Origin of the sequence: Caenispirillum bisanense, assembly GCF_039523075.1 — a bacterium.
GTDB lineage: Bacteria > Pseudomonadota > Alphaproteobacteria > Rhodospirillales > Rhodospirillaceae > Caenispirillum > Caenispirillum bisanense.
Genome location: NZ_BAAAEP010000011.1, coordinates 1 through 20,011, shown reverse-complemented (window position 1 = coordinate 20,011; position 20,011 = coordinate 1). Strand labels below are relative to the sequence as shown.

23 protein-coding genes, 1 pseudogene and 1 riboswitch are annotated in these 20,011 nt (G+C 69.1%); of the genes and pseudogenes, 16 read left to right on the top strand and 8 right to left on the bottom strand.

Going from position 1 to position 20,011, the window contains the following annotated elements; all coding sequences use genetic code 11:
* Nucleotides 1–18 precede the first annotated feature (18 nt).
* The 7 genes from rpsK to ABD056_RS07075 all read left to right on the top strand — a co-directional run bounded on the left by rpsK (nucleotide 19) and on the right by ABD056_RS07075 (nucleotide 6,778).
* A complete protein-coding gene (gene rpsK, locus ABD056_RS07105) occupies nucleotides 19–414 on the top strand; it encodes a 30S ribosomal protein S11 (RefSeq protein WP_343865777.1) in 396 nt (131 codons plus the stop codon).
* A 192-nt stretch (nucleotides 415–606) separates the two neighbouring features.
* Complete coding sequence (locus ABD056_RS07100; protein WP_343865775.1) at nucleotides 607–1,623, top strand: DNA-directed RNA polymerase subunit alpha; 1,017 nt, start codon at nucleotides 607–609, stop codon at nucleotides 1,621–1,623.
* Between the two features lie 402 nt (nucleotides 1,624–2,025).
* Nucleotides 2,026–2,457: a 50S ribosomal protein L17 gene (gene rplQ, locus ABD056_RS07095; RefSeq protein ID WP_343865773.1), complete on the top strand. Its 432-nt coding sequence runs from the start codon at nucleotides 2,026–2,028 to the stop codon at nucleotides 2,455–2,457.
* A gap of 144 nt (nucleotides 2,458–2,601) precedes the next feature.
* Nucleotides 2,602–4,071: a DegQ family serine endoprotease gene (locus ABD056_RS07090; protein WP_343865771.1), complete on the top strand. Its 1,470-nt coding sequence runs from the start codon at nucleotides 2,602–2,604 to the stop codon at nucleotides 4,069–4,071.
* Nucleotides 4,072–4,101: 30 nt separating this feature from the next.
* The gene (locus tag ABD056_RS07085; protein WP_343865769.1) at nucleotides 4,102–5,436 is read left to right on the top strand and encodes a replication-associated recombination protein A; all 1,335 of its coding nucleotides are present in this window, start codon (nucleotides 4,102–4,104) and stop codon (nucleotides 5,434–5,436) included.
* Nucleotides 5,433–5,819 carry a fluoride efflux transporter CrcB gene (gene crcB / locus ABD056_RS07080; RefSeq protein WP_343865767.1) on the top strand — a complete coding sequence of 129 codons (387 nt, stop codon included), beginning with the start codon at nucleotides 5,433–5,435 and terminating at the stop codon, nucleotides 5,817–5,819. Before ABD056_RS07085 ends, crcB begins: the two co-directional genes overlap by 4 nt.
* On the top strand, nucleotides 5,816–6,778 hold the full coding sequence (locus ABD056_RS07075) for an RluA family pseudouridine synthase (protein ID WP_343865766.1): 963 nt from the start codon (nucleotides 5,816–5,818) through the stop codon (nucleotides 6,776–6,778). The genes crcB and ABD056_RS07075 overlap by 4 nt, the downstream gene beginning before the upstream one ends.
* Nucleotides 6,779–7,736: 958 nt before the next feature.
* On the opposite strand, the gene ABD056_RS22910 is transcribed toward ABD056_RS07075, so the two are convergent.
* Both ABD056_RS22910 and ABD056_RS22905 read right to left on the bottom strand, forming a co-directional pair.
* Complete coding sequence (locus tag ABD056_RS22910) at nucleotides 7,737–8,141, bottom strand: SDR family oxidoreductase (RefSeq protein WP_425545016.1); 405 nt, start codon at nucleotides 8,139–8,141, stop codon at nucleotides 7,737–7,739.
* A gap of 103 nt (nucleotides 8,142–8,244) precedes the next feature.
* A pseudogene (locus ABD056_RS22905) lies at nucleotides 8,245–8,454 on the bottom strand (SDR family oxidoreductase); the annotation flags it as partial.
* A gap of 110 nt (nucleotides 8,455–8,564) precedes the next feature.
* Between ABD056_RS22905 and ABD056_RS07065 the strand changes: the two are divergent.
* Nucleotides 8,565–9,461, top strand: coding sequence for a LysR family transcriptional regulator (locus tag ABD056_RS07065; protein WP_343865764.1), 897 nt, complete (start codon nucleotides 8,565–8,567; stop codon nucleotides 9,459–9,461).
* A 79-nt stretch (nucleotides 9,462–9,540) separates the two neighbouring features.
* Nucleotides 9,541–9,963, top strand: a complete 423-nt coding sequence (locus ABD056_RS07060) for a VOC family protein (protein WP_343865762.1) — start codon at nucleotides 9,541–9,543, stop codon at nucleotides 9,961–9,963.
* A 63-nt stretch (nucleotides 9,964–10,026) separates the two neighbouring features.
* Here ABD056_RS07060 and thiC read toward each other — a convergent pair whose 3' ends face one another.
* From thiC to ABD056_RS07030, 6 genes are all read right to left on the bottom strand, one after another.
* Nucleotides 10,027–11,862: a phosphomethylpyrimidine synthase ThiC gene (gene thiC, locus ABD056_RS07055; RefSeq protein ID WP_343865760.1), complete on the bottom strand. Its 1,836-nt coding sequence runs from the start codon at nucleotides 11,860–11,862 to the stop codon at nucleotides 10,027–10,029.
* Between the two features lie 126 nt (nucleotides 11,863–11,988).
* Nucleotides 11,989–12,106, bottom strand: a riboswitch (TPP riboswitch).
* A 28-nt stretch (nucleotides 12,107–12,134) separates the two neighbouring features.
* Nucleotides 12,135–12,476 (bottom strand): hypothetical protein, encoded by a 342-nt coding sequence (locus ABD056_RS07050; protein ID WP_343865758.1) that lies wholly within the window; start codon nucleotides 12,474–12,476, stop codon nucleotides 12,135–12,137.
* 4 nt (nucleotides 12,477–12,480) lie between these two features.
* On the bottom strand, nucleotides 12,481–13,242 hold the full coding sequence (gene fliP, locus ABD056_RS07045; RefSeq protein WP_343865756.1) for a flagellar type III secretion system pore protein FliP: 762 nt from the start codon (nucleotides 13,240–13,242) through the stop codon (nucleotides 12,481–12,483).
* Nucleotides 13,239–13,619 (bottom strand): flagellar biosynthetic protein FliO, encoded by a 381-nt coding sequence (locus ABD056_RS07040; protein WP_343865754.1) that lies wholly within the window; start codon nucleotides 13,617–13,619, stop codon nucleotides 13,239–13,241. The genes fliP and ABD056_RS07040 overlap by 4 nt, the downstream gene beginning before the upstream one ends.
* Nucleotides 13,620–13,638: 19 nt before the next feature.
* Entirely contained in the window at nucleotides 13,639–13,968 is a 330-nt protein-coding gene (locus tag ABD056_RS07035; protein ID WP_343865752.1) for a hypothetical protein, read from the bottom strand.
* Nucleotides 13,965–14,297 (bottom strand): EscU/YscU/HrcU family type III secretion system export apparatus switch protein, encoded by a 333-nt coding sequence (locus tag ABD056_RS07030; RefSeq protein ID WP_343865750.1) that lies wholly within the window; start codon nucleotides 14,295–14,297, stop codon nucleotides 13,965–13,967. Before ABD056_RS07030 ends, ABD056_RS07035 begins: the two co-directional genes overlap by 4 nt.
* 212 nt (nucleotides 14,298–14,509) lie before the next feature.
* On the opposite strand from ABD056_RS07030, the gene flgB reads away from it, so the two are divergent.
* The 7 genes from flgB to ABD056_RS06995 form a co-directional block, all read left to right on the top strand.
* The gene (gene flgB, locus ABD056_RS07025; protein WP_343865749.1) at nucleotides 14,510–14,923 is read left to right on the top strand and encodes a flagellar basal body rod protein FlgB; all 414 of its coding nucleotides are present in this window, start codon (nucleotides 14,510–14,512) and stop codon (nucleotides 14,921–14,923) included.
* A 19-nt stretch (nucleotides 14,924–14,942) separates the two neighbouring features.
* The gene (flgC, locus tag ABD056_RS07020) at nucleotides 14,943–15,353 is read left to right on the top strand and encodes a flagellar basal body rod protein FlgC (protein WP_343865747.1); all 411 of its coding nucleotides are present in this window, start codon (nucleotides 14,943–14,945) and stop codon (nucleotides 15,351–15,353) included.
* A 46-nt stretch (nucleotides 15,354–15,399) separates the two neighbouring features.
* Entirely contained in the window at nucleotides 15,400–15,714 is a 315-nt protein-coding gene (fliE, locus tag ABD056_RS07015; RefSeq protein ID WP_343865745.1) for a flagellar hook-basal body complex protein FliE, read from the top strand.
* A gap of 60 nt (nucleotides 15,715–15,774) precedes the next feature.
* Nucleotides 15,775–16,041 (top strand): flagellar biosynthesis protein FliQ, encoded by a 267-nt coding sequence (gene fliQ, locus ABD056_RS07010; protein WP_343865742.1) that lies wholly within the window; start codon nucleotides 15,775–15,777, stop codon nucleotides 16,039–16,041.
* A gap of 72 nt (nucleotides 16,042–16,113) precedes the next feature.
* Nucleotides 16,114–16,890, top strand: a complete 777-nt coding sequence (fliR, locus tag ABD056_RS07005) for a flagellar biosynthetic protein FliR (RefSeq protein ID WP_343865740.1) — start codon at nucleotides 16,114–16,116, stop codon at nucleotides 16,888–16,890.
* A gap of 3 nt (nucleotides 16,891–16,893) precedes the next feature.
* Nucleotides 16,894–17,976 carry a flagellar biosynthesis protein FlhB gene (gene flhB / locus ABD056_RS07000; protein WP_343865738.1) on the top strand — a complete coding sequence of 361 codons (1,083 nt, stop codon included), beginning with the start codon at nucleotides 16,894–16,896 and terminating at the stop codon, nucleotides 17,974–17,976.
* 28 nt (nucleotides 17,977–18,004) lie between these two features.
* On the top strand, nucleotides 18,005–20,011 hold a 2,007-nt coding region (locus ABD056_RS06995; protein ID WP_425545017.1), incomplete at its 3' end, for an ATP-binding protein.

Sequence of the window (20,011 nt, the reverse complement as noted above, 5' to 3'; positions counted from 1 at the left end):
GAAGGATAGGTTTCGGCAATGGCCAAGGCTGCTCAGACCGCCCGTCCCCGTCGCCGCGAGCGGAAGAACATTTCTTCCGGCATCGCGCACGTGAACGCGTCGTTCAACAACACCATGATCACCATCACCGACGTGCAGGGGAACGCCATCTCCTGGTCGTCGGCTGGCTCGCAGGGCTTCAAGGGCTCCCGCAAGTCGACCCCCTACGCTGCGCAGGTCGCGGCCGAGGATGCCGGTCGCAAGGCGGCCGAGCACGGCATGAAGACCCTCGAGGTGGAAGTCTCCGGTCCGGGTTCGGGTCGCGAGTCGGCGCTGCGGGCTCTGCAGGCGGTGGGTTTTGCCATCACCTCCATCCGCGACGTCACGCCGATCCCGCACAACGGCTGCCGGCCGCGTAAGCGCCGGCGCGTCTGATGCGCCGGGCTGCCGTGCAGGAACCTGCACGGCGCGCCAATCGGTCCGCAAGGTTTCGCCGGCCCGAGCCGTAAGGCTCTGGCCGGCGCTGTGCCGTCCCAAAGCCGCGTTCGGTGCGGCCTGCGGGACTTCGGCGTTACCGGGTTCCGGCGTCCGAACCCGGAGACAACCGGATAAACAAGGGGCACGCCCGTGATTCAGAAGAACTGGCAGGAACTGATCAAACCGTCGAAGCTCTCCGTGGAGCCCGGCGACGATCCGTCGCGCGTTGCGACGGTGGTGGCCGAGCCGCTTGAGCGCGGCTTCGGCATGACGCTCGGCAACGCGCTGCGCCGCGTGCTGCTGTCGTCGCTGCAGGGTGCGGCGGTGACCGCCATTCAGATCAAAGGCGTCCTGCACGAGTTCAGCAGCGTCGAAGGCGTCCGCGAGGACGTCACCGACATGATCCTGAACATCAAGACGCTCGGCCTGCGCATGCACGGCGAGGGCCCGAAGCGCATGACGCTGAAGGCCACCGGCCCCGGTCCGGTGACCGCCGGCCAGATCGAGTCGAGCGCCGACATCGAGATCATGAACCCGAACCTGGTGATCTGTCACCTGGACCAGGGCGCGACGCTCGACATGGAGTTCACGGTCAATACCGGCAAGGGTTACGTTCCGGCGGCCAACAACCGCAGCGAAGACAGCCCGATCGGCATGATCCCGGTCGACAGCATCTTCAGCCCGGTGAAGCGTGTCTCCTACAAGGTCGAGAACAGCCGCGTCGGTCAGGTCACCGACTACGACAAGCTGTCCATGACCGTCGAGACCAACGGCGCCGTCACCCCGGAGGATGCCGTGGCGCTCGCCGCCCGCATCCTGCAGGACCAGCTGCAGCTGTTCATCAACTTCGATGAGCCGCAGGCCGCCTTCGAGGAGAAGAAGGAGGAGGAACTCCCCTTCAACAAGAACCTCCTGCGCAAGGTCGACGAGCTGGAACTGTCGGTCCGTTCGGCGAACTGCCTGAAGAACGACAACATCATCTACATCGGCGACCTGGTGCAGAAGACCGAGGCGGAAATGCTCCGCACTCCGAACTTCGGCCGCAAGTCGCTGAACGAGATCAAGGAGGTGCTCGCCTCCATGGGTCTCCACCTGGGTATGGAAATTCCGAACTGGCCGCCCGAGAACATCGAGGAACTGGCCAAGAAGCTGGAAGAGCCGTACTGATTTTTGTTTGCCCTCAGGCGCCGGGCGCGCGCTGGCGCGCGCTTGGCTCCCGCGGCATAAGCCGCGCGGCGCGGTCGCGCCGGCCGGGCCTGGAAGGCCCGGTTCGGCGGCAGGCCGCGGACGCCTGAGAGATTGGGGCGCGGTGACTTCGCCCTCAGGCGCCGGGCGCGCGCGTGCGCGCGCTTGGCTTCCGCGGCACAGACCGCCGCAGCCTGAGAGATCGGAGCGCCTGTCGCTCCGCACTTGCCTTTCGGGGCCGCCTCGTCTATACGGGCGGCCCCAATCGGTTCCACGCCGGAACCACCCCGCCGTACATGCCGCATCAGTCCTTTCATCCAGGGCGCGGCGGCGGGCATCGCAATCGGTTTCGCGCCGCGAGACCAGGAGTAGGAGGACGATCGCATGCGTCACGGTATGTCGGGCCGCAAGCTTAACCGCACCAAGGCCCACCGTAAGGCCCTGTTCGCCAACATGGCGACCGCGCTGCTGAAGCACGAGCAGATCAAGACCACCCTTCCGAAGGCGAAGGACCTGCGTCCGGTTGCCGAGAAGCTCATCTCCCTCGGCAAGCGCGGTGACCTGCACGCCCGCCGTCAGGCCCTGGCGGTGATCCGCGAGGAAGACGTGGTCCGCAAGCTGTTCTCCACCCTGGCCGAGCGCTACAAGGACCGCAGCGGCGGTTACACCCGCGTGCTGAAGGCCGGCTTCCGCTATGGCGACGCCGCCCCGATGGCCGTCATCGAGCTGGTGGACCGTGACCCGGCCGCCAAGGGCGCCGAGGACAAGGCCCGCGTGGCCGCCGAGGCCGAGGCCGCCGGCGACGAGCAGGAGTAATCCCGTCAGGCCGCCCCGCGCGGCCGGCAGGACGCTACGGAAGGGGCAGCCGGTTGCGGCTGCCCCTTGCCGTTTTTGCGCCGCGCACCGGGCGCGCTATAGTTCCGGCGGTGCGGCAACGGCAGCAGAGGGAGCCCGAGGGCCATGAAGCGGCAGGGGTGGAGACAGGCGGCGGCGATGCTGGCGGCGGCGGTGATCGCCCTGACGGCAGGCGCGGGGCCGCGGCCGGCGGCGGCGCAGGCGCCCGACGCGACGGAAACGGCGGCGCCCGAACGCCTGGTGCCGCAGTCCAAGGCGGAGATCACCCTGTCCTTCGCCCCGGTGGTGAAGGCGGTGACGCCGGCCGTCGTCAACATCTACACCAAGACGGTGGTGCAGCAGCGCCAGCCCATGTCGCCGCTGTTCAACGATCCCTTCTTCCGCCGCTTCTTCGGCGACCAGATGCTCGGCCAGCCGCAGGAGCGGGTGCAGAACTCGCTGGGCTCCGGCGTCATCATCCGCGCCGACGGCATCGTCGTCACCAACGACCACGTGGTGAAGAACGCCAGCCAGATCACCGTCGTGCTGTCCGACCGCCGCGAGTTCGAGGCCGAGGTCATCGGCACCGACGAGCGCACCGACCTTGCCGTGCTGCGCCTGAAGGCGGAAGGCGCCGATCTGCCGGTGCTGCACCTGGGCGATAGCGACGGACTGGAGGTGGGCGACCTGGTGCTGGCGGTCGGCAACCCCTTCGGCGTCGGCCAGACGGTCACCATGGGCATCGTCTCGGCGCTCGCCCGCACCACCGGCGGCGGTCAGGCCGACTACCGCAGCTTCATCCAGACCGATGCCGCCATCAACCCCGGCAACTCCGGCGGCGCGCTGGTGGATGCCGAGGGCACCCTGATCGGCATCAACACGGCGATCTACTCCCGCGACGGCGGCAACGTCGGCATCGGCTTCGCCATTCCGTCGGACCTGGTGCGGGTGGTGGTCGACAGCCTGCTCACCGGCGGCAAGGCGGTGCGGCCGTGGTTCGGCGCCGCCGGCCAGGGCGTCACCAACGAGATCGCCCAGAGCCTCGGCCTGCCGCGCCCGGCCGGGGTGCTCATCAACGGCCTCTACCCCGGCAGCCCGGCGGAGAAGGCGGGGCTGAAGATCGGCGACGTCATCACCGCAATCGACGGCCGCCCGGTGGCCGATCCGTCGGAACTGCGTTACCGCATCGTCACCGCCCCCATCGGCGGCACCGCCCGCATGAGCGTGCTGCGCCAGGGGCGGCCGCTGGACCTGACCGTCGCCCTGGTGGCGCCGCCGGAAGACCCGCCACGCTCCGTCACCCGCCTGGATGACCGCTTCGGGCCGCTGTCGGGGGCGGAGGTGGCGAACGTCAACCCGGCGCTGGCGGAGGAGATGGGCCTGTCCGGCCTGCAGCGCGGCGTCGTCATCCAGCGCCTGCTGCGCAACGGTGTGGCGGCGCGGGTCGGCTTCCGGCCGGGAGATGTGGTGACGCGCATCAACGACAGCGATACCCTGACCATTGATGCCCTGCAGGCGGCGCTGCGCCGCGGCGACACCTGGCGCATCACCTTCATCCGCGGCGGCCGCCCGACGACGGTTCTCCTGGGCCGCTGACCGCCAGCCAGAGAAGGACGCGGCTGCCCCGTGGCCACCCTGTTCGACGCCCACGCCCCCCGCCCGCTGGCCGACCGCCTGCGGCCGCACACCCTGGAAGAGGTGGTGGGGCAGGATCACCTGATCGGCCCCGACGGGCCGCTCGGGCGGATGGTGCGCGCCGGCAAGCTGACGTCCATCATCCTGTGGGGCCCGCCGGGCTGCGGCAAGACCACCATCGCCCGCCTGCTGGCCGACCGCACCGACCTGCATTTCGAGCCGCTGTCGGCGGTGTTCTCGGGCGTCGCCGACCTGCGCAAGGTGTTCGAGGCGGCGCGGGCGCGGCGGCAGACGGGGCGCGGCACGCTGCTGTTCGTCGACGAGATCCACCGCTTCAACCGCAGCCAGCAGGACGGCTTCCTGCCCTATGTGGAGGACGGCACGGTGGTGCTGGTGGGCGCCACCACCGAAAACCCCAGCTTCGAGCTGAACGCGGCGCTGCTGTCGCGCTGCCGCGTGCTGGTGCTGAACCGCCTGGACGAGCCGGCGCTGGAAACCCTGCTGGCGCGGGTGGAGGCCGACCTCGGCAAGCCCCTGCCGCTGACGCCCGACGCCCGCGCGGCGCTCAAGGCCATCGCCGACGGCGACGGCCGCTACCTGCTGGGCATGGCGGAGGACGTGGTCAACTTCGGCCCGGCGGAGGCGCTGGACGCGGCCGGTCTGGCTTCGGTGGTGCAGCGGCGGGCGCCGGTCTACGACAAGGACCGCGAGGGCCACTACAACCTCATCTCCGCCCTGCACAAGTCCCTGCGCGGGTCGGATACCGACGCGGCGCTGTACTGGATGGCGCGCATGCTCGACGGCGGCGAGGACCCGGCCTTCCTGCTGCGGCGGCTGACCCGGTTTGCGGTGGAGGATGTGGGGCTGGCCGATCCCGGCGCCGTCACCCAGGCCATCGCGGCGTGGGAAACCTACGACCGCCTCGGCAGCCCGGAGGGGGAGCTGGCCATCGCGCAGCTGGTGATCTATCTCGGCACCGCGCCCAAGTCCAACGCCGGCTATGTCGCCTACAAGGCGGCGCGCAAGGCGGCCAAGGGCACGGGCAGCCTGATGCCGCCCAAGCACATCCTCAACGCCCCGACGCGGATGATGAAGGATCTGGGCTACGGCAAGGGCTACGCCTACGATCACGACGCGCCGGAGGCCTTCTCCGGCCAGAACTACTTCCCCGAGGAGATGGCCCGCCAGCGCTTCTACGATCCGCCGGAGCGCGGGTTCGAGCGCGAACTGCGCAAGCGCATCGACTGGTGGGACCGCCTGCGCGCCCGCCGTCAGGCGGCGGACGACAGGGACGACGAGGGCGGCGGGGCAGGGGGCGCGTCATGACTCCGCAGATGCTGCTGGCCGTGGCGGCCGGCGGGGCGCTCGGCAGCATGGGGCGCTATGTGGTCGGTGTGCTGATGGCGCGGCTGCTGGGGGCCGGCTTTCCCTGGGGGACGCTGACGGTCAACATCGTCGGCAGTTTCGTCATGGGCCTGCTGATCGAGGCGGCGGCGCTGCGCGGCGTGCTGTCGGTGGAGGCGCGGGCTTTCGTGTTCGTGGGCGTGCTCGGCGGCTTCACCACCTTCTCCAGCTTCTCGCTGGACGTGGTGACGCTGGTGCAGCGCGACGAGGTTTGGGCGGCGGGCGCCTATCTGGCGGCCACGCTGGTCGTCGGGGTGTTCGCCCTGGTATTCGGATTATTCGTGGCAAGGCAGATGCTGACATGAGCGGCGTACAGACCATCACCGTCGAACAGGCGGAAGACGACACCCGGCTCGACCGCTGGTTCAAGCGGCGGTTCCCGGACCTGAAGCACGGCCGCCTGGAAAAGCTGCTGCGCACCGGCCAGATCCGCGTCGACGGCAAGCGCGCCAAGGCGGCGCAGCGGCTGGAGAAGGGCCAGGTGGTGCGGGTACCGCCGCTGGGCGAGCAGCCGGAGCTGCCGCCCGACGTCGACCGCCGGCAGACCATCTCGCCGGCCGATGCGGCCATGATCCGCGCCTGCGTCATCCACCAGGACGACGACGTCATCATCCTCAACAAGCCGCCGGGTCTGGCAGTGCAAGGCGGTACCGGCACCACCAAGCACGTTGACGGCCTGCTGCCGGCGCTGATGGACGACCCCGACGGCGACGAGCGGCCGAAGCTGGTCCATCGCCTCGACCGCGATACCTCCGGCGTGCTGGTCATCGCCCGCAACACCTTCGCGGCGACAGCCCTGACGGCCGCCTTCCGCAGCCGCGACACCCGCAAGATCTACTGGGCGGTGGTGGTCGGCGCGCCGGTGCCGGCGGAGGGCAAGATCTCGGCGCCCATCGCCAAGGCCCCCGGCAAGGCCGGCGAGCGCATGGAGGTGGACGAGGACTGGGGCAAGCCGTCGGTGACCCTCTACCGCACCCTCGACTCGGCCTTCGACAAGGCGGCGTGGCTGGAGATGGAACCGCTGACCGGCCGCACCCACCAGCTGCGCGTCCACGCCGCCCACATCGGCACGCCGATCCTCGGCGACGGCAAGTACGGCGGGGCGGAGGCGCACATGATGGGCCACGGCATCAGCCGCAAGCTGCACCTGCACGCCCGCAGCCTCGCCATTCCCCACCCCCGCGGCGGCACCCTGGAGGTAACCGCCGACCTGCCCGAGCATATGCGCGAGACGTTCTCGTTCTTCGGGTGGGAGGGGGCGTAACTAGACTGCTTATTGACGCTCCGCCCTTCCCGAGGTACTAAGCTTTGATTTGTGAGTGGAGGGGGATATGGAGCTACCTAGGGTTATCCAGGCAAATCGGGGGAATGGGGTTTTTGACGATCTTAAACAACAGTGGTCGACTCAACTGCAGGAGTATGGCGTTCCCCCGACGGAGCACGCCGCTCCGTATCTTGATCATGCAGAGGATATCGTACTCGGCCCGGTTGAGCCGAACTACAGCATAGCTTGCCTCCACACGGAACGGGATGGGTTCCTGGCCCTCTTCCATGCGAATCGAGCTATGCTGCCGCGGACGACGGGGTATACCCTCCGTGTGCTATGGGTGCTCCCTTCACCTCGATTCGATTATGAAGACCTTCGACCGGAGGCATTTGCGGAACTGGCTGCGGGTGTCGTGTGGGGTAGTATTGAACTCGCGCGCGGCCCCATGCGTTCGGATCAAGTTAAGGTCCACCTACAAAATGTTGGGGACCGCCGAATGGTCACAGCAATGGCTTTCAGCTTTCGCTTTACACATCCGGACATAACGGTTGAAGTGGTTGGCAACTGGCTTCATATAGGCGGCGTGAATGCGCCGAACTGCGGGATACCCCATCAGTAGGCACAGCGAGGGAGCTATGGTCGAAAAAGCCACGTTGTACGAGGCCCTGTACAGGGCATGGTTGGAGGCCGCGGTAAAATCTGGTGACGCCTTTAGGGAGATGTCCTGGTTCGGCCAGTGGCGGGCTCGTGAGGCAGTGGACCGAAAGCAAGCGGCCTGATTTATTGATGCAAGCTTTGCTCCTGTAGGTAGTCGCGCGCGACAAGCGCGTGGCTCGACATAGGTAAGCGATCGGGGAGAGATCAAATGGGTCTCTCCCCTTTTCCGTATAATCCTACCCCCCAGGTAGTCTCACCGCCGCCGGCCCGGACAATCTCCGTCGCGAAGGCAGCGGCATTACAGGCTGGCGGTGGGGCGGACGACGATCTCGCTGACGTCGACGTCGGCGGGCTGTTCGATGGCGAAGCGGACGGCCCGGCCAATGGCATCGGGCGTCAGGGCGATCTTGCGGTAGCTCTTCATCGCCTCGGCAGCCTCTGGGTCGGTGATGGTGTCGGCCAGTTCGCTTTCGACCACGCCGGGGTGGATGCAGGTGACGCGGATGCGGTCGTTCTCCTGCCGCAACCCGTCCGAGATCGCCCGCACGGCGTACTTGGTGGCGCAGTAGACCGCCGCCGTCGGCACCACCTGCAGGGCGCCGATGGAGGCGATGTTGATCACATGGCCGGAGCCGCGTGCCTGCATCTCCGGCAGCACGGCGGCGATGCCGTGGAGCACGCCTCGGATATTCACGTCGATCATGCGGTCCCACTCGTCCACCTTGAGGGCGGTCAGGGGGGGGCAGCGGCATGATGCCGGCATTGTTGACGATCACGTCGACGCGCCCGAACCGCTCCCGCGCCGCCTCGGCGAAGGCGGCCACATCGGCGCGGTCGGTGACGTCCAGGCGCCGGGTCAGCACCGGGCCGCCGAGGTCCCGGGCCAGGGCCTCCAGGCGCTCCGTGCGGCGGGCGCCGAGGGCGAGCCTGGCGCCGGTGCCGGCCAGGGCGCGGGCGATGCCGGCACCGATACCGCTGGAGGCGCCGGTGATGAGGACGACCTTGTCGATGGACATGGCTGATTTCCTTTCCTGATGTCGTCGATTGGCTTGCCCGAAACATAGGTCGGCGCCATTGTCACCATAAGACGACAATGATTTGCCACGTTGGCGAGGCAGGCTAACCAATGCAGCCCGATCTCAATGCCCTTGCCGTCTTCGTCCTGGTGGCGGAGGAGCGGAACTTCAGGGCGGCGGCCGACAGGCTGGGGGTGACCCGGTCCGCCGTCAGCCAGACCATCCGGCGGCTTGAGGAAAGCCTCGGCATCGCGCTGGTCCGGCGCACCACGCGCAGCGTCAGCCTGACCGAGGCCGGCGAGGCGCTGCATGCCGAGGTCGCGCCGGCGGTCGCCGACGTGCGGGCGGCGCTGGAGCGGACGGCGGTCTTGACCGGCCACCCGCGCGGGCGCCTGCGGCTCGCCGTCTCGTCCATCGCCGAACGCTTCCTGTCCGGGCCGTTCCTGGCGGAATTCGTTGAGGCCTACCCCGAGGTGGGCCTCGACATCACCGTGACCGACGAGGAATTCGACATCGTGGCCGAAGGCTTCGATGCCGGGGTCCGTCTGGGCGAGGTGATCGAGCAGGACATGATCGCCGCCCCGGTCGGCGGGAACGAGCGCCAGCTGGCCGTTTGCGCGCCGTCCTATCGGGATCGCTTCGGGGTGCCGTCACATCCGGCCGAACTGGCGTCCCATGCCTGCATCGGCTGGCGTCGGACGCCCAAGGCGGCGCCCTATCGCTGGGAGTTCGCGGAGGGAGGGGCCGAGTTCAGCGTCGCCGTCGCCCCGAGAGTGACCACCAACGACCTGGCGCTGATGATCAAGCTGGCCACCGCCGGGGCGGGCATCACCTTCGGCATGGAGGAGAACTTCCGCCCGTATATCGGGCGGGGCGAGCTGCTGCCGATCCTGGAGGACTATTGCCCCTTCTTCGCCGGGTTCTATCTCTACTACCCCAGCCGCCGCTACGTCGCCCCGAAGCTTCGCGTTCTTGTCGACCACCTTCGGCGCCAGAGGTGGCCGTGACGGCCGGACAGGGCCGAACCGGCGCCCGGCGATCCCCGCCGGTCGGGATAGGGGATGCCGGTACACAGGAGACGCCACGATGCAGCAGCAGATTTCCGTCATTACCCTGGGCGTGCAGGATCTTGCGGTGTCGAAGCGCTTCTATGGCGAGGGCTTCGGCTGGCAGCCGGTGTTCGAGAACGCCGAGATCGTGTTCTACCAGATGAACGGCCTCGTGCTCGGCACCTGGCTGAAACCGCAGCTGGAGGCCGACATGCAGCGCACGGCGGCGGAGGGCTCCGGCGCCGTGGCGCTGGCCCACAACGTCGGCAGCGCAGAGGAGGTCGCCCGCGTGATGGATCGGCTGACGGCGGCCGGCGGGACGGTCCTCCGCCCCGCCGATGCGCCGCCGCACGGCGGTTTTCGCGGCTATGTCGCCGACCCCGACGGCCACGCCTGGGAAATCGCCTGGAACGCCAGCTGGACCATCGACGACCATGGCCATGTGACGTTCGGGCTGTAACCGCGCGCCCCGCCCGGCGGCCCTGACGCAGGGGCCGCCGGGCGGGAGTGATGCGGCCCGCCCTTACTCCCGCACGTAAATCTCTCCGCCGCCGGCGCGGAACCGTTCCGCCATGTCGGCCATGCCGTCCGATGCCGCGGCGGCGTCGCGGATGTCCTGGCTGATCTTCATCGAGCAGAACTTCGGCCCGCACATGGAGCAGAAGTGCGCCGACTTGGCGCCCTCCGCCGGCAGGGTCTGGTCGTGGAAGCGTTCCGCCGTCTCCGGGTCGAGGGCGAGGCGGAACTGGTCGCGCCAGCGGAACTCGAAGCGGGCGCGGGAGAGGGCGTCGTCGCGTTCCTGGGCCGCCGGGTGACCCTTGGCGAGGTCGGCGGCGTGGGCGGCGATCTTGTAGGTCACCACCCCCACCTTCACGTCGTCGCGGTCGGGAAGGCCCAGGTGTTCCTTGGGCGTCACGTAGCACAGCATGGCGGTGCCGAACCAGCCGATCATCGCCGCGCCGATGCCCGAGGTGATGTGGTCGTAGCCCGGCGCGATGTCGGTGACCAGCGGGCCGAGAGTGTAGAACGGCGCCTCGCCGCACAGCGCCAGCTGCTTGTCCATGTTCTCCTTGATCTTGTGCATGGGCACGTGGCCCGGCCCCTCGATCATCACCTGCACGTCGTGGTCCCAGGCGACCTTGGTCAGCTCGCCCAGGGTTTCCAGCTCGGCGAACTGGGCGGCGTCGTTGGCGTCGGCGATGGAGCCCGGCCGCAGCCCGTCGCCCAGCGACAGGGCGATGTCGTAGGTGCGGCAGAGGGCGCAGATGTCGGCGAAGCGCTCATACAGGAAGCTCTCGCGGTGATGGGCGAGGCACCACTTGGCCATGATGGAGCCGCCGCGCGACACGATGCCGGTCACCCGCCGCGCCGTCAGCGGAATGTGGGCGAGGCGCAGGCCGGCGTGGATGGTGAAGTAGTCGACGCCCTGCTCGGCCTGCTCGATCAGGGTGTCGCGGAACACCTCCCACGTCAGATCCTCGGCGACGCCGTTCACCTTCTCCAGCGCCTGATAGAGCGGCACGGTGCCGATGGGGACCGGGGCGTTGCGGATGATCCATTCGCGGGTGTCGTGGATGTTGCGGCCGGTGGACAGGTCCATGACCGTGTCGGCGCCCCAGCGGATGGACCACACCATCTTCTCCACCTCCTCGGCGACCGAGGAGGCGACGGCGGAATTGCCGATGTTGGCATTGATCTTCACCAGGAAATTGCGGCCGATGATCATCGGTTCGCTTTCCGGGTGGTTGATGTTGGCCGGCAGGATGGCGCGGCCGCGGGCGATTTCGTCGCGCACGAACTCCGGCGTCACCACCGGCGGCAAGGCGGCGCCGAAGCTCTCGCCGTCCGCCGCCCGCGCCGCCGCCTGCCGGCGGCCGAGGGTTTCGCGCACGGCAACGTATTCCATCTCCGGGGTGACGATGCCGGCGCGGGCATAGGCCAATTGGGTCGGCGCCGCCCCGGCCTTGCCGCGCAGCACCGGGCGGTCGGCACGGTCGAAGGGCGGCAGGTCGGCGCCGCGGTCGGTGCTGCGGCGGCCGTTGTCCTCCGGCTTCACGGCGCGGCCGGGGTAGGCCTCGACATCGCCGCGGGCGGCGATCCAGGCGGCGCGCAGGGGCGGCAGGCCGCGGCGGATGTCGATGGCGGCGGCGGGGTCGGTATAGGGACCGGAACTGTCGTAGACGCGCACCGGCGGCTCGCCGGACGACGGCTCCAGGTCGATCTCGCGCATGGCGACGCGCACGTCAGGGTGCAGGGTGCCGGGCAGGTGGACCTTGCGGCTGGAGGGCAGCGGCCCGGTGGAGACGCTGAAGCCGTCGGGGCCGGCGGCGGGGCCGGGCTGGGGGCGGGTATCGGGCATGACACGGGATCTCCTCGATCGGATGACGTCGGGAGATCCGGCTGTCGCCTGCGCTGTGGCGGAATGGGTGCGGTCTGCGGGCGGGCGGGCGGCGGGTGCCCTGGATGGCGGGCGCGCCGGCGCGGTGGCCGAGACCTGTTTCCTCCCTACGCCGGTACGAGCCGGATCAGGTTCAAAGGGTCTCCGCGTCGGCCAAGGCCCGGCGGTTTCTCAGCCCCCTAACGGGGCTCCCCTGGAACAGGCAGGATGGTGGGCGGAAAGGGCTGCCGGTGTCAACCGTTTGTCGGCGGCAGGGCCTTCAGCAGCCGGTCGCAGTCCCGCCGCAGGTCGTCGGGACGGGCGGCGAGGTAGCGCCCGCGCGCCGTCGCCACCGCCGCGTCGCGCTCCGCCGCCGTCAGGCCCAGGGCGTCGATGTGGCGGGACAGGCGACGCGCCGCCTCGGCCGGCAGCCGGCGGCCGGCATCGCTGCGTGCGGCGGACTGCGCCTCGCCGTAGGCCATGAAGCAGGTGAAGGCGGCCGCCGCCGCCTCGTCGTCCGCCGCGCCGGCCGGGGGCGGGCCGAGGGCGGCGGCGATCAGCAGGGCGAGGGCGGCGACGGCGGCGGCCGGTGGCATGGCGCTATCCGCCGAAGCTCTGGACCAGGCTGCCGACCAGCACGTACCAGCCATCCACCAGCACGAAGAAGATCAGCTTGAACGGCAGCGCCAGCATCATCGGCGGCAGCATCATCATGCCCATGGACATCAGCACCGAGGCGACGACCATGTCGATGATGATGAAGGGCACGTAGATCAGGAAGCCGATCTCGAAGGCGCGCCGCAGCTCGCTGATCATGAAGGCCGGCACCAGGGCGCGCAGGGGTACCGCCTCGGGCGACTCGGGTTCCTCGACGCCGGCGATGTCCATGAACAGGGCGAGGTCGCGCTCGCGCACGTGGCGCATCATGAACTCGTGGAAGGGCGCGACGGCGCGGTCGAAGGCCTCGAACTCGTCGATCTGCTCGTTGACCATGGGCACCACCGCCGCATCCCAGGCGGTTTCGAACACCGGCTGCATGATGAAGAAGGTGAGGAACATGGCCAGGCTGACCAGCACCATGTTGGGCGGCGTGGTGTTGGTGCCCATGGCGACGCGCAGGATGGAGAACACCACCACGATGCGCACGAAGCTGGTGACCATCAGCAGGATGGACGGCGCCAGGGTGATGACCGTGATCAGCATCACCAGCTGCACGATGCGCCGGGTGGTGGACCCGGTGTCGTCGCCCAGCTCGACGCTGATGGACTGAGCCAGCGCATCGTGCGGCACGGCCAGGGCCAGCATGCCGGCAACCAGGGCGGCCAGGGCGCCGAGGCCGAGCAGGCGGCGGGGCAGGGTCATCGGGCGTCCTCCTGGGGCGCGGGCATGGGCGCCGGATCGTCCGGCCGGTGCGGCAGGGCGGGCGGCGCGGGGTCGGGCCCGTCGCCGGGGGGCAGGTCTTCGGGCGGGGCCGGGATGCCGGCCTCGATCAGCAGGTCGCGCTGGGGGCCGAGCAGCAGCAGGTGCTCGCGGTCGTCACGGCGGACCAGCACCAGCCGGCGGCGCGAATCCAGCGCCGTCACCTCGACGATGCCGAGGCGCCGGCCGCGCCGCCCCCGCCGCCCGGCCGGGGCGTTGGGCGCCAGGCCGAAGCGGCGCGCGGCCCAGCCGGCCAGCAGCACGAGGCCGACGACCAGCACCAGGGCGAGGATGAGGCGGAGGTAGACGGTGGCGTCCATGGGCGCGCGGCGGCGGGGCTCAGTCGGTCTCGGTCTGGGTGCGGCGGTAGGTGGCGGCGGCGGCCGTCGGGTCGGCCGGGGCGCCGCGCCCGAGATGTGCTGCGTACTGGCTTTTCAGATCCTGTTCAAGGTCGTCGAGCCCTTCCAGCAGCGCCTCCAGGGCCGGCAGCAGGGCGCGGGCCTCGTCGCGGGGCAGGTCGGCGATGGCGGTGCAGGCCGCCGCGATCTTGCCTTCCAGCGCCGACAGGTCGAGCGTGCGGCCCTGCGCCAGCAGGCGGCGCCCGGTGGCGATGACCGAGGCGACCTTGTCCAGATCAAGCCGGAGTGTTTCGAAGCGCTCGCTGCTCATGGGGCAAATGCGCCCGCCGTGGCTGGCGGCGGGATCTCCTGTCCGTTGGCGCGATAGACGTACAGCATGATCTCGGCCACCGCGGCATAGGCTTCGACGGGGATTTCCATGTCGAGGTCGATGGCGGCCAGGATCTGCGCCAGATCGGCGTCTTCGCGCACACGCACGCCGTTGGCCCAGGCCAGCTGCAGGATCTGTTCGGCGACCGCGCCGCGGCCCGAGGCGGTGACCCGCGGGGCCGTGTCGTGTTCGGGGTTCCAGGCCAGGGCGACGGCAACGGCCCGCTGCGGCGGCGTCTGCTGCGCGCGAGAGTCGTGGTCGTCGGTCATGGCGAGGCACCTCCGGCACGGGGTTCCGGTGAGGGAGAATGGGTTGAGTGCGCTTAAGAAATAATGAAGACATGGGGGCTATAAGGGAGGGGCGGCAGGCCCGTCGGGGGCACCGGGCAGGCGCCGCGGTTTACCGTTCCTTAAACGGAAACGGGTGATTATGCTCCCAGGCCAGCCGGGAGTCGTCCGGCGCCGGCGCATGGAGAGGATGAATGGACCTTCAGAACCTGGGACTGTTCCGCATGGCGAAGACCAAGCTGGACTGGCTTGCCCAGCGCCAGAAGGTGCTCGCCCAGAACATCGCCAACGCCAATACCCCCGACTACCGCGCCAAGGACCTGCGCGAGCTTGATTTCGCCAAGGAAATCAAGAACGTGATGGAGCCGCAGGTGCAGGTGGCGCAGACCGATCCGCGGCACCTGCCGGGCACCCTGCCGACCCGCGGCCCGTTCTATGAAGACTCCTACGGCAAGCCTTACGAAGAAAGCATCGACGGCAACCGCGTCGTGCTGGAAGAGCAGATGGAGAAGGTGGGCAGCGTGAAGGGGCAGTACACCCTTGCGCTCAACCTGTTCCAGAAGAACGTGAAGATGCTGAAGACCGCTCTTGGCAAGAGCCAGGGCTGAGGAAGGACGGTAAGCCGCCATGGACGATCTGTCGAAAAGCTCTGCCATCGCCTCCGCCGGCATGAAGGCGCAGTCCAAGCGCATTCGCGTCACGTCGGAAAACCTGGCCAACGCCAACTCGCTGTCCAACATGCCGGGCGGCGAGCCGTACCGCCGCAAGCTGGTCACCTTCCGCAACCTGGTCGACCAGGAACTGGACGCGGTGAAGCCGGTGGTCCGCCGCATGACCGAGGACATGAGCCCGTTCGGCCGCAAGTACGATCCCGGCCACCCGGCCGCCGACGAGAACGGCTACATCATGACCCCCAACGTCAACCCGCTGGTCGAGCTGATGGACCTGCGCGAGGCGGAACGGTCCTACGAAGCCAACATGAACGTCATCCAGGTTTCCAAGCAGCTGACATCGAAGACCGTGGACCTGCTGCGCTGACGGGCGACCAACGCCCGCGCGCCCCTGCTGAGAGAGAGTGAGAGACATGGCCGTCAGCTTCACCAACGCCATCAACGCCTACAACAGCGCCGCCCGCTCGGTCGCCGAGGGCCGGCCGGAGCCGGCCGTCGAGTCCGGCCAGGGTTCGGCCTTCGCCAGCCTGGTGAAGGACAGCCTGCGCGAGGCTCGCGACCTCGGCCTCAAGTCGGAAGAGGTGCAGATGAAGGCCATCAACGGCCAGGCCGACATGCGCGACGTGGTGATGGCGGTGGCCAACGCGGAAATGGCGCTGGATACGGTGGTCACCATCCGCGACCGGGTGGTTTCGGCCTACCAGGAAATCCTCAAGATGCCGATCTGACGGGCGGCCGCCGCCGCAGCCGCTGCGTCCTTTCCCGCTCCCGCGCCGTGACATGGGGCCATGAACGAAAGCGTCATCGTCGACATTGCCCGTGACGGCATCTGGACCCTGCTCAAGATTGCTGGCCCGACGCTGCTGGTGGCGCTGGCCGTCGGCGTGCTGGTGTCGCTGATTCAGACGCTGACCCACATCCAGGAAATGACCCTGACCTTCGTGCCGAAGATCCTGGTGATGTTCGTCACGATCCTGTTCACGCTGCCGTTCATGATCCGCCAGATCGACGAATTCTGGCTGCGCATGATGGACAACGTGGTCAACCTGCAATAGACCGCCATCCTGCCGCGGCGGGACGGCGCCGGGCGGCGCCCCCCGCCCCACCGCCGGAGGGGCCCGCCGCCCATGCTCGCCGAATTCCTGACGTCGAACGTGTTCGCGTTCATGCTCGTGTTCGCGCGGCTGGGGGCGATGTTCATGTTCCTGCCGGGCTTTTCGGCCAGCTACGTCACCATGCGGGCGCGCATCGCCATGGCGCTGGTGATCACGCTGGTGATCACGCCGCTGCTCTCCCGCACCCTGCCGGACCTGCCGCCGACCACCGCCGCCTTGCTGATGCTGGTGGGCGGCGAGGTGCTGGTGGGCCTGTTCCTCGGCATCTTCGCCCAGTTCCTGATGTCGGCGCTGACGGTGGCCGGCACCTCCATCGGCCGCGACACCGGCCTGATGAGCGCCATGGTGTTCGACCCGGTGACCGAAAGCCAGGGCGCCATGATCATCGGCTTCCTGACCATCCTGGCGCTGGTGCTGATGTTCGCGCTGGACATGCACCACCTGATGATTCAGGCGCTGATTTCCAGCTATGTGACCTTTCCTCCGGCCGGGGACCGCTTCATCATCGGTGATGTGCTGGCGGTGCTGACCGAGACGCTGGACGATTCGTTCCTGATCGGCCTGCAGATCGCGTCGCCGTTCCTGGTGTTCAACCTGGTGTTCCAGATCGGCATGGGCCTGCTGTCGCGCCTGTCGCCGCAGATGAACGTTTTCTTCATCGGCCTGCCGCTGCAGATCATGTTCGGTCTGGCGGTGCTGGCGGTGGCGCTGCCGGGGATGATGTTCGTCTTCCTGCGGTATTTCGAAACCAGTCTGACCGGCTTCCTGCCGGTCGGCGGCGGAGGGTGAGCCTTGGCTGACGAGGACAAGGACTCCAAAACAGAAGAGCCGACCGCCCGAAGGCTTGAGAAAGCGCGGGACGACGGTCAGGTTGCCGTATCGCAGGAACTGCGCACGCTGTTCATGCTGGGCGGGGCGCTGATCATCATGTGGCTGCTGGCGCCGTGGGTGATGGCGGGCCTGCGCGACTACCTGGAAAGCTTCATCGACCGCATGGCGCGGGTGGAACTGACGCCGGAAGGCACGCGGCAGCTGTTCGCCTCGGTGCTGTGGGAGGTGTCGCTGTGGCTGGTGCTGCCCATCGGCCTGCTGACCATCCTGGCGATCGTCGGCACCACCACCCAGGTCGGCCTGCTGTTCACGCCGAAGAAGCTGGAGCCGAAGCTCAGCAACATCAGCATCATCAAGGGCTTCAAGAAGATCTTCTCGAAGAACTCGCTGGTCGAGTTCCTGAAGTCGGTGGCCAAGGTTTCCATCGTCACGGTGGTGGGCGTGCTGGTGGTGGTGCCGTTCTTCCGCAGCCCGGAGCAGATGGTCGACGAGCCGCTGATGGTCACGCTCGACCATGCCCATTTGATGATCGTTCTTCTGTTGGCAGCCGTTGTCGCGGCGGTGCTGGCGCTCGCCACCGCCGACTTCGTGTGGCAGCGCCACCAGCACCGCGACAGCCTGAAGATGAGCAAGCAGGAACTGAAGGACGAATTCAAGGACCAGGAAGGCGACCCGCAGATCAAGGGCAAGATCCGCCAGCTGCGCCAGCAGCGCGCCCGGCAGCGCATGATGTCGGCGGTGCCCGATGCCAGCGTGGTCATCACCAACCCGACCCACTTCGCCGTGGCGCTGAAGTACGAGATGGAAAAGATGGCCGCCCCGACGGTGGTCGCCAAGGGCCAGGACCTGATCGCCCTGAAGATCCGCGAGATCGCCAAGGAGAACGACGTGCCCATCGTCGAAAACCCGCCGCTCGCCCGCGCCCTGTTCAAGGCGGTGGACCTGGAGGAGGAAATCCCGCAGGAGCACTACAAGGCGGTGGCCGAGGTCATCGGCTTCGTCATGAAGCAGAAGAAGAAGGGCGGGCAGCGTGTCCGTCTCTGAGGTTCCGCTGATCACCGCGCTCGCCTGGATGGCCGTCGGCGCGGCGCTGCCCGGCATCGCGCTCGCCGCCCTGTGGCTGCGCCAGCAGCGCTGGCGGCCGGAGGAACGGCGGCGGGCAGGGGCGGAGGCGGCCCTGCGCGATGCCGACCCGCGGCCGCGCCAGATCGTCGAGCGCAGCGGCACCGTGCTCGCCGCCAATGCCGCCGCCCGGGTGCGCTGGGGCAGCGAGGGGGCGCTGGCGGAGCTGGAACGGCGGGTGACCCGCGGCGACGACGAGGGCCATGTCAGCGTCGGCCGCCTGCGCGTCGCCGCCTCCCTGCCCATGCGCGAGATCGTCGACGTGCCGCTGACCATGGACGCGGTGGGCGGGCCGGAGTGGCTGCGGGTGTCGGTCGGCCCCGCCCCGGCCCCGGCGCCCGCCGGCGCCGTGCTGTGGGAGGCGGAGGACGTCACCGCCCGCCGCGCCATCGACGAGGTGCTGCGGCGGGAACGCGACGACCTGTCCGACTTCCTCTACTTCCTGCCGGTGGGCGCCTATTCCGCCGACATCGACGGCCGCATCCGCTTCGCCAACCAGCGCTTCGCCGAATGGCTGGACTGGGAGCCGGGGGAACTGTCGGGCCTGCTGGTGGACGACCTGCTGCACGAGGGGCTGGGGCCGGAAGGCGACGGCACCTGGCGCGGCGTCGTGGTCTATCGCACCCGCGACGGCCAGCCGTTGCCCTGCTTCGTCGCCCAGGACGTGTTCGACGACGGCGGCGAGACCCGCACCCGCACCGCCGTGCTGCGGCTGGACGACGTCACCCCGCGGGCGCTGGCGACGCCCGGCGAACGGCGCCGGCCGTCGGCCGCCGATGCTCCCTTCCGCCGCCTGTTCGAGCGGGCGCCGACGGCGCTGGCGGTGCTCGACCAGTCGGGCACGCTGGAGGCGGTGAATGCGGCCTTCAGCCAGCTGGTGCGCCTCGGCCAGGGCGATCTGACCGACCGGCCGCTGGCCGACCTGCTCGACGGCGACGACCGCGACCTGCTGGAGGCGCTGCTGTCGCGCATGGCCCTGGCCGGCGAGGCGGGGGCGGTGGCCAAGGTGGACGTCCGGCTGGCCGAGGCGGCGGAGCGCGTGTGCTCGCTGGCGGTGGCGGCGCTGGGCGGCGACGGCGGCGAGGCGGAGGCCGGCGGCGGCGGCGACGGCGGCGTGCGCGGCTTCCTGGTGCACGTGGTCGACACCACCGAGCAGAAGAACCTGGAGATGCAGTTCGCCCAGGCCCAGAAGATGCAGGCCATGGGTCAGCTGGCCGGCGGCGTGGCGCACGACTTCAACAACCTGCTGACCGCCATGATCGGCTTCTGCGACCTGCTGCTGCAGCGCCACGGCGCCGGCGACCCCAGCTTCGCCGACATCATGCAGATCAAGCAGAACGCCAACCGCGCCGCTAATCTGGTGCGCCAGCTGCTGGCCTTCTCGCGTCGGCAGCCGCTGCTGCCCAAGCTGCTGAACGCCACTGACGCGCTGTCGGAACTCTCCCACCTGCTGCGCCGCCTGCTGGGCGAGCAGGTGACCCTGAGCATGATCCACGGCCGCGAGCTGGGGCTGGTGCGGGTCGACCCCGGCCAGTTCGACCAGGTCATCATCAACCTGGCGGTCAATGCCCGCGATGCCATGACCGGCGGCGGCACCCTGACCATCCGCACCGGCGTGGTGGACGTGCCGGTGGCCCGCCGCCGCGGGGTGGAGGAAGTGCCGCCCGGCCGCTACGTCGAGATCGCCGTCGCCGACACCGGCACCGGCATCCGGCCGGAGCACCTGGGCCGCATCTTCGAGCCGTTCTTCTCCACCAAGGTCGGCATCACCGGCGCCGGCACCGGGCTCGGCCTGTCCACCGTCTACGGCATCGTGCGGCAGACGGAAGGCTTCATCTTCGTCGAGAGCGAGCCGGGGGAGGGGGCGACCTTCACCATCTGGCTGCCGCGCCACGACCCGGAAACCGCCCGCAGCCAGGTGGTGGGGGCGGTGGATCGCGGCACGCCCGCCGACCTG

Coding starts and splice junctions, on each gene's coding strand:
- rpsK (WP_343865777.1), top strand. CDS start 19: ATGGCCAAGGCTGCTCAGACCGCCCGTCCCCGTCGCCGCGAGCGGAAG.
- rplQ (WP_343865773.1), top strand. CDS start 2,026: ATGCGTCACGGTATGTCGGGCCGCAAGCTTAACCGCACCAAGGCCCAC.
- ABD056_RS07090 (WP_343865771.1), top strand. CDS start 2,602: ATGAAGCGGCAGGGGTGGAGACAGGCGGCGGCGATGCTGGCGGCGGCG.
- crcB (WP_343865767.1), top strand. CDS start 5,433: ATGACTCCGCAGATGCTGCTGGCCGTGGCGGCCGGCGGGGCGCTCGGC.
- ABD056_RS07075 (WP_343865766.1), top strand. CDS start 5,816: ATGAGCGGCGTACAGACCATCACCGTCGAACAGGCGGAAGACGACACC.
- ABD056_RS22910 (WP_425545016.1), bottom strand. CDS start 8,141: ATGATCGACGTGAATATCCGAGGCGTGCTCCACGGCATCGCCGCCGTG.
- ABD056_RS07065 (WP_343865764.1), top strand. CDS start 8,565: ATGCAGCCCGATCTCAATGCCCTTGCCGTCTTCGTCCTGGTGGCGGAG.
- ABD056_RS07060 (WP_343865762.1), top strand. CDS start 9,541: ATGCAGCAGCAGATTTCCGTCATTACCCTGGGCGTGCAGGATCTTGCG.
- thiC (WP_343865760.1), bottom strand. CDS start 11,862: ATGCCCGATACCCGCCCCCAGCCCGGCCCCGCCGCCGGCCCCGACGGC.
- ABD056_RS07050 (WP_343865758.1), bottom strand. CDS start 12,476: ATGCCACCGGCCGCCGCCGTCGCCGCCCTCGCCCTGCTGATCGCCGCC.
- fliP (WP_343865756.1), bottom strand. CDS start 13,242: ATGACCCTGCCCCGCCGCCTGCTCGGCCTCGGCGCCCTGGCCGCCCTG.
- ABD056_RS07040 (WP_343865754.1), bottom strand. CDS start 13,619: ATGGACGCCACCGTCTACCTCCGCCTCATCCTCGCCCTGGTGCTGGTC.
- ABD056_RS07035 (WP_343865752.1), bottom strand. CDS start 13,968: ATGAGCAGCGAGCGCTTCGAAACACTCCGGCTTGATCTGGACAAGGTC.
- ABD056_RS07030 (WP_343865750.1), bottom strand. CDS start 14,297: ATGACCGACGACCACGACTCTCGCGCGCAGCAGACGCCGCCGCAGCGG.
- flgB (WP_343865749.1), top strand. CDS start 14,510: ATGGACCTTCAGAACCTGGGACTGTTCCGCATGGCGAAGACCAAGCTG.
- flgC (WP_343865747.1), top strand. CDS start 14,943: ATGGACGATCTGTCGAAAAGCTCTGCCATCGCCTCCGCCGGCATGAAG.
- fliE (WP_343865745.1), top strand. CDS start 15,400: ATGGCCGTCAGCTTCACCAACGCCATCAACGCCTACAACAGCGCCGCC.
- fliQ (WP_343865742.1), top strand. CDS start 15,775: ATGAACGAAAGCGTCATCGTCGACATTGCCCGTGACGGCATCTGGACC.
- fliR (WP_343865740.1), top strand. CDS start 16,114: ATGCTCGCCGAATTCCTGACGTCGAACGTGTTCGCGTTCATGCTCGTG.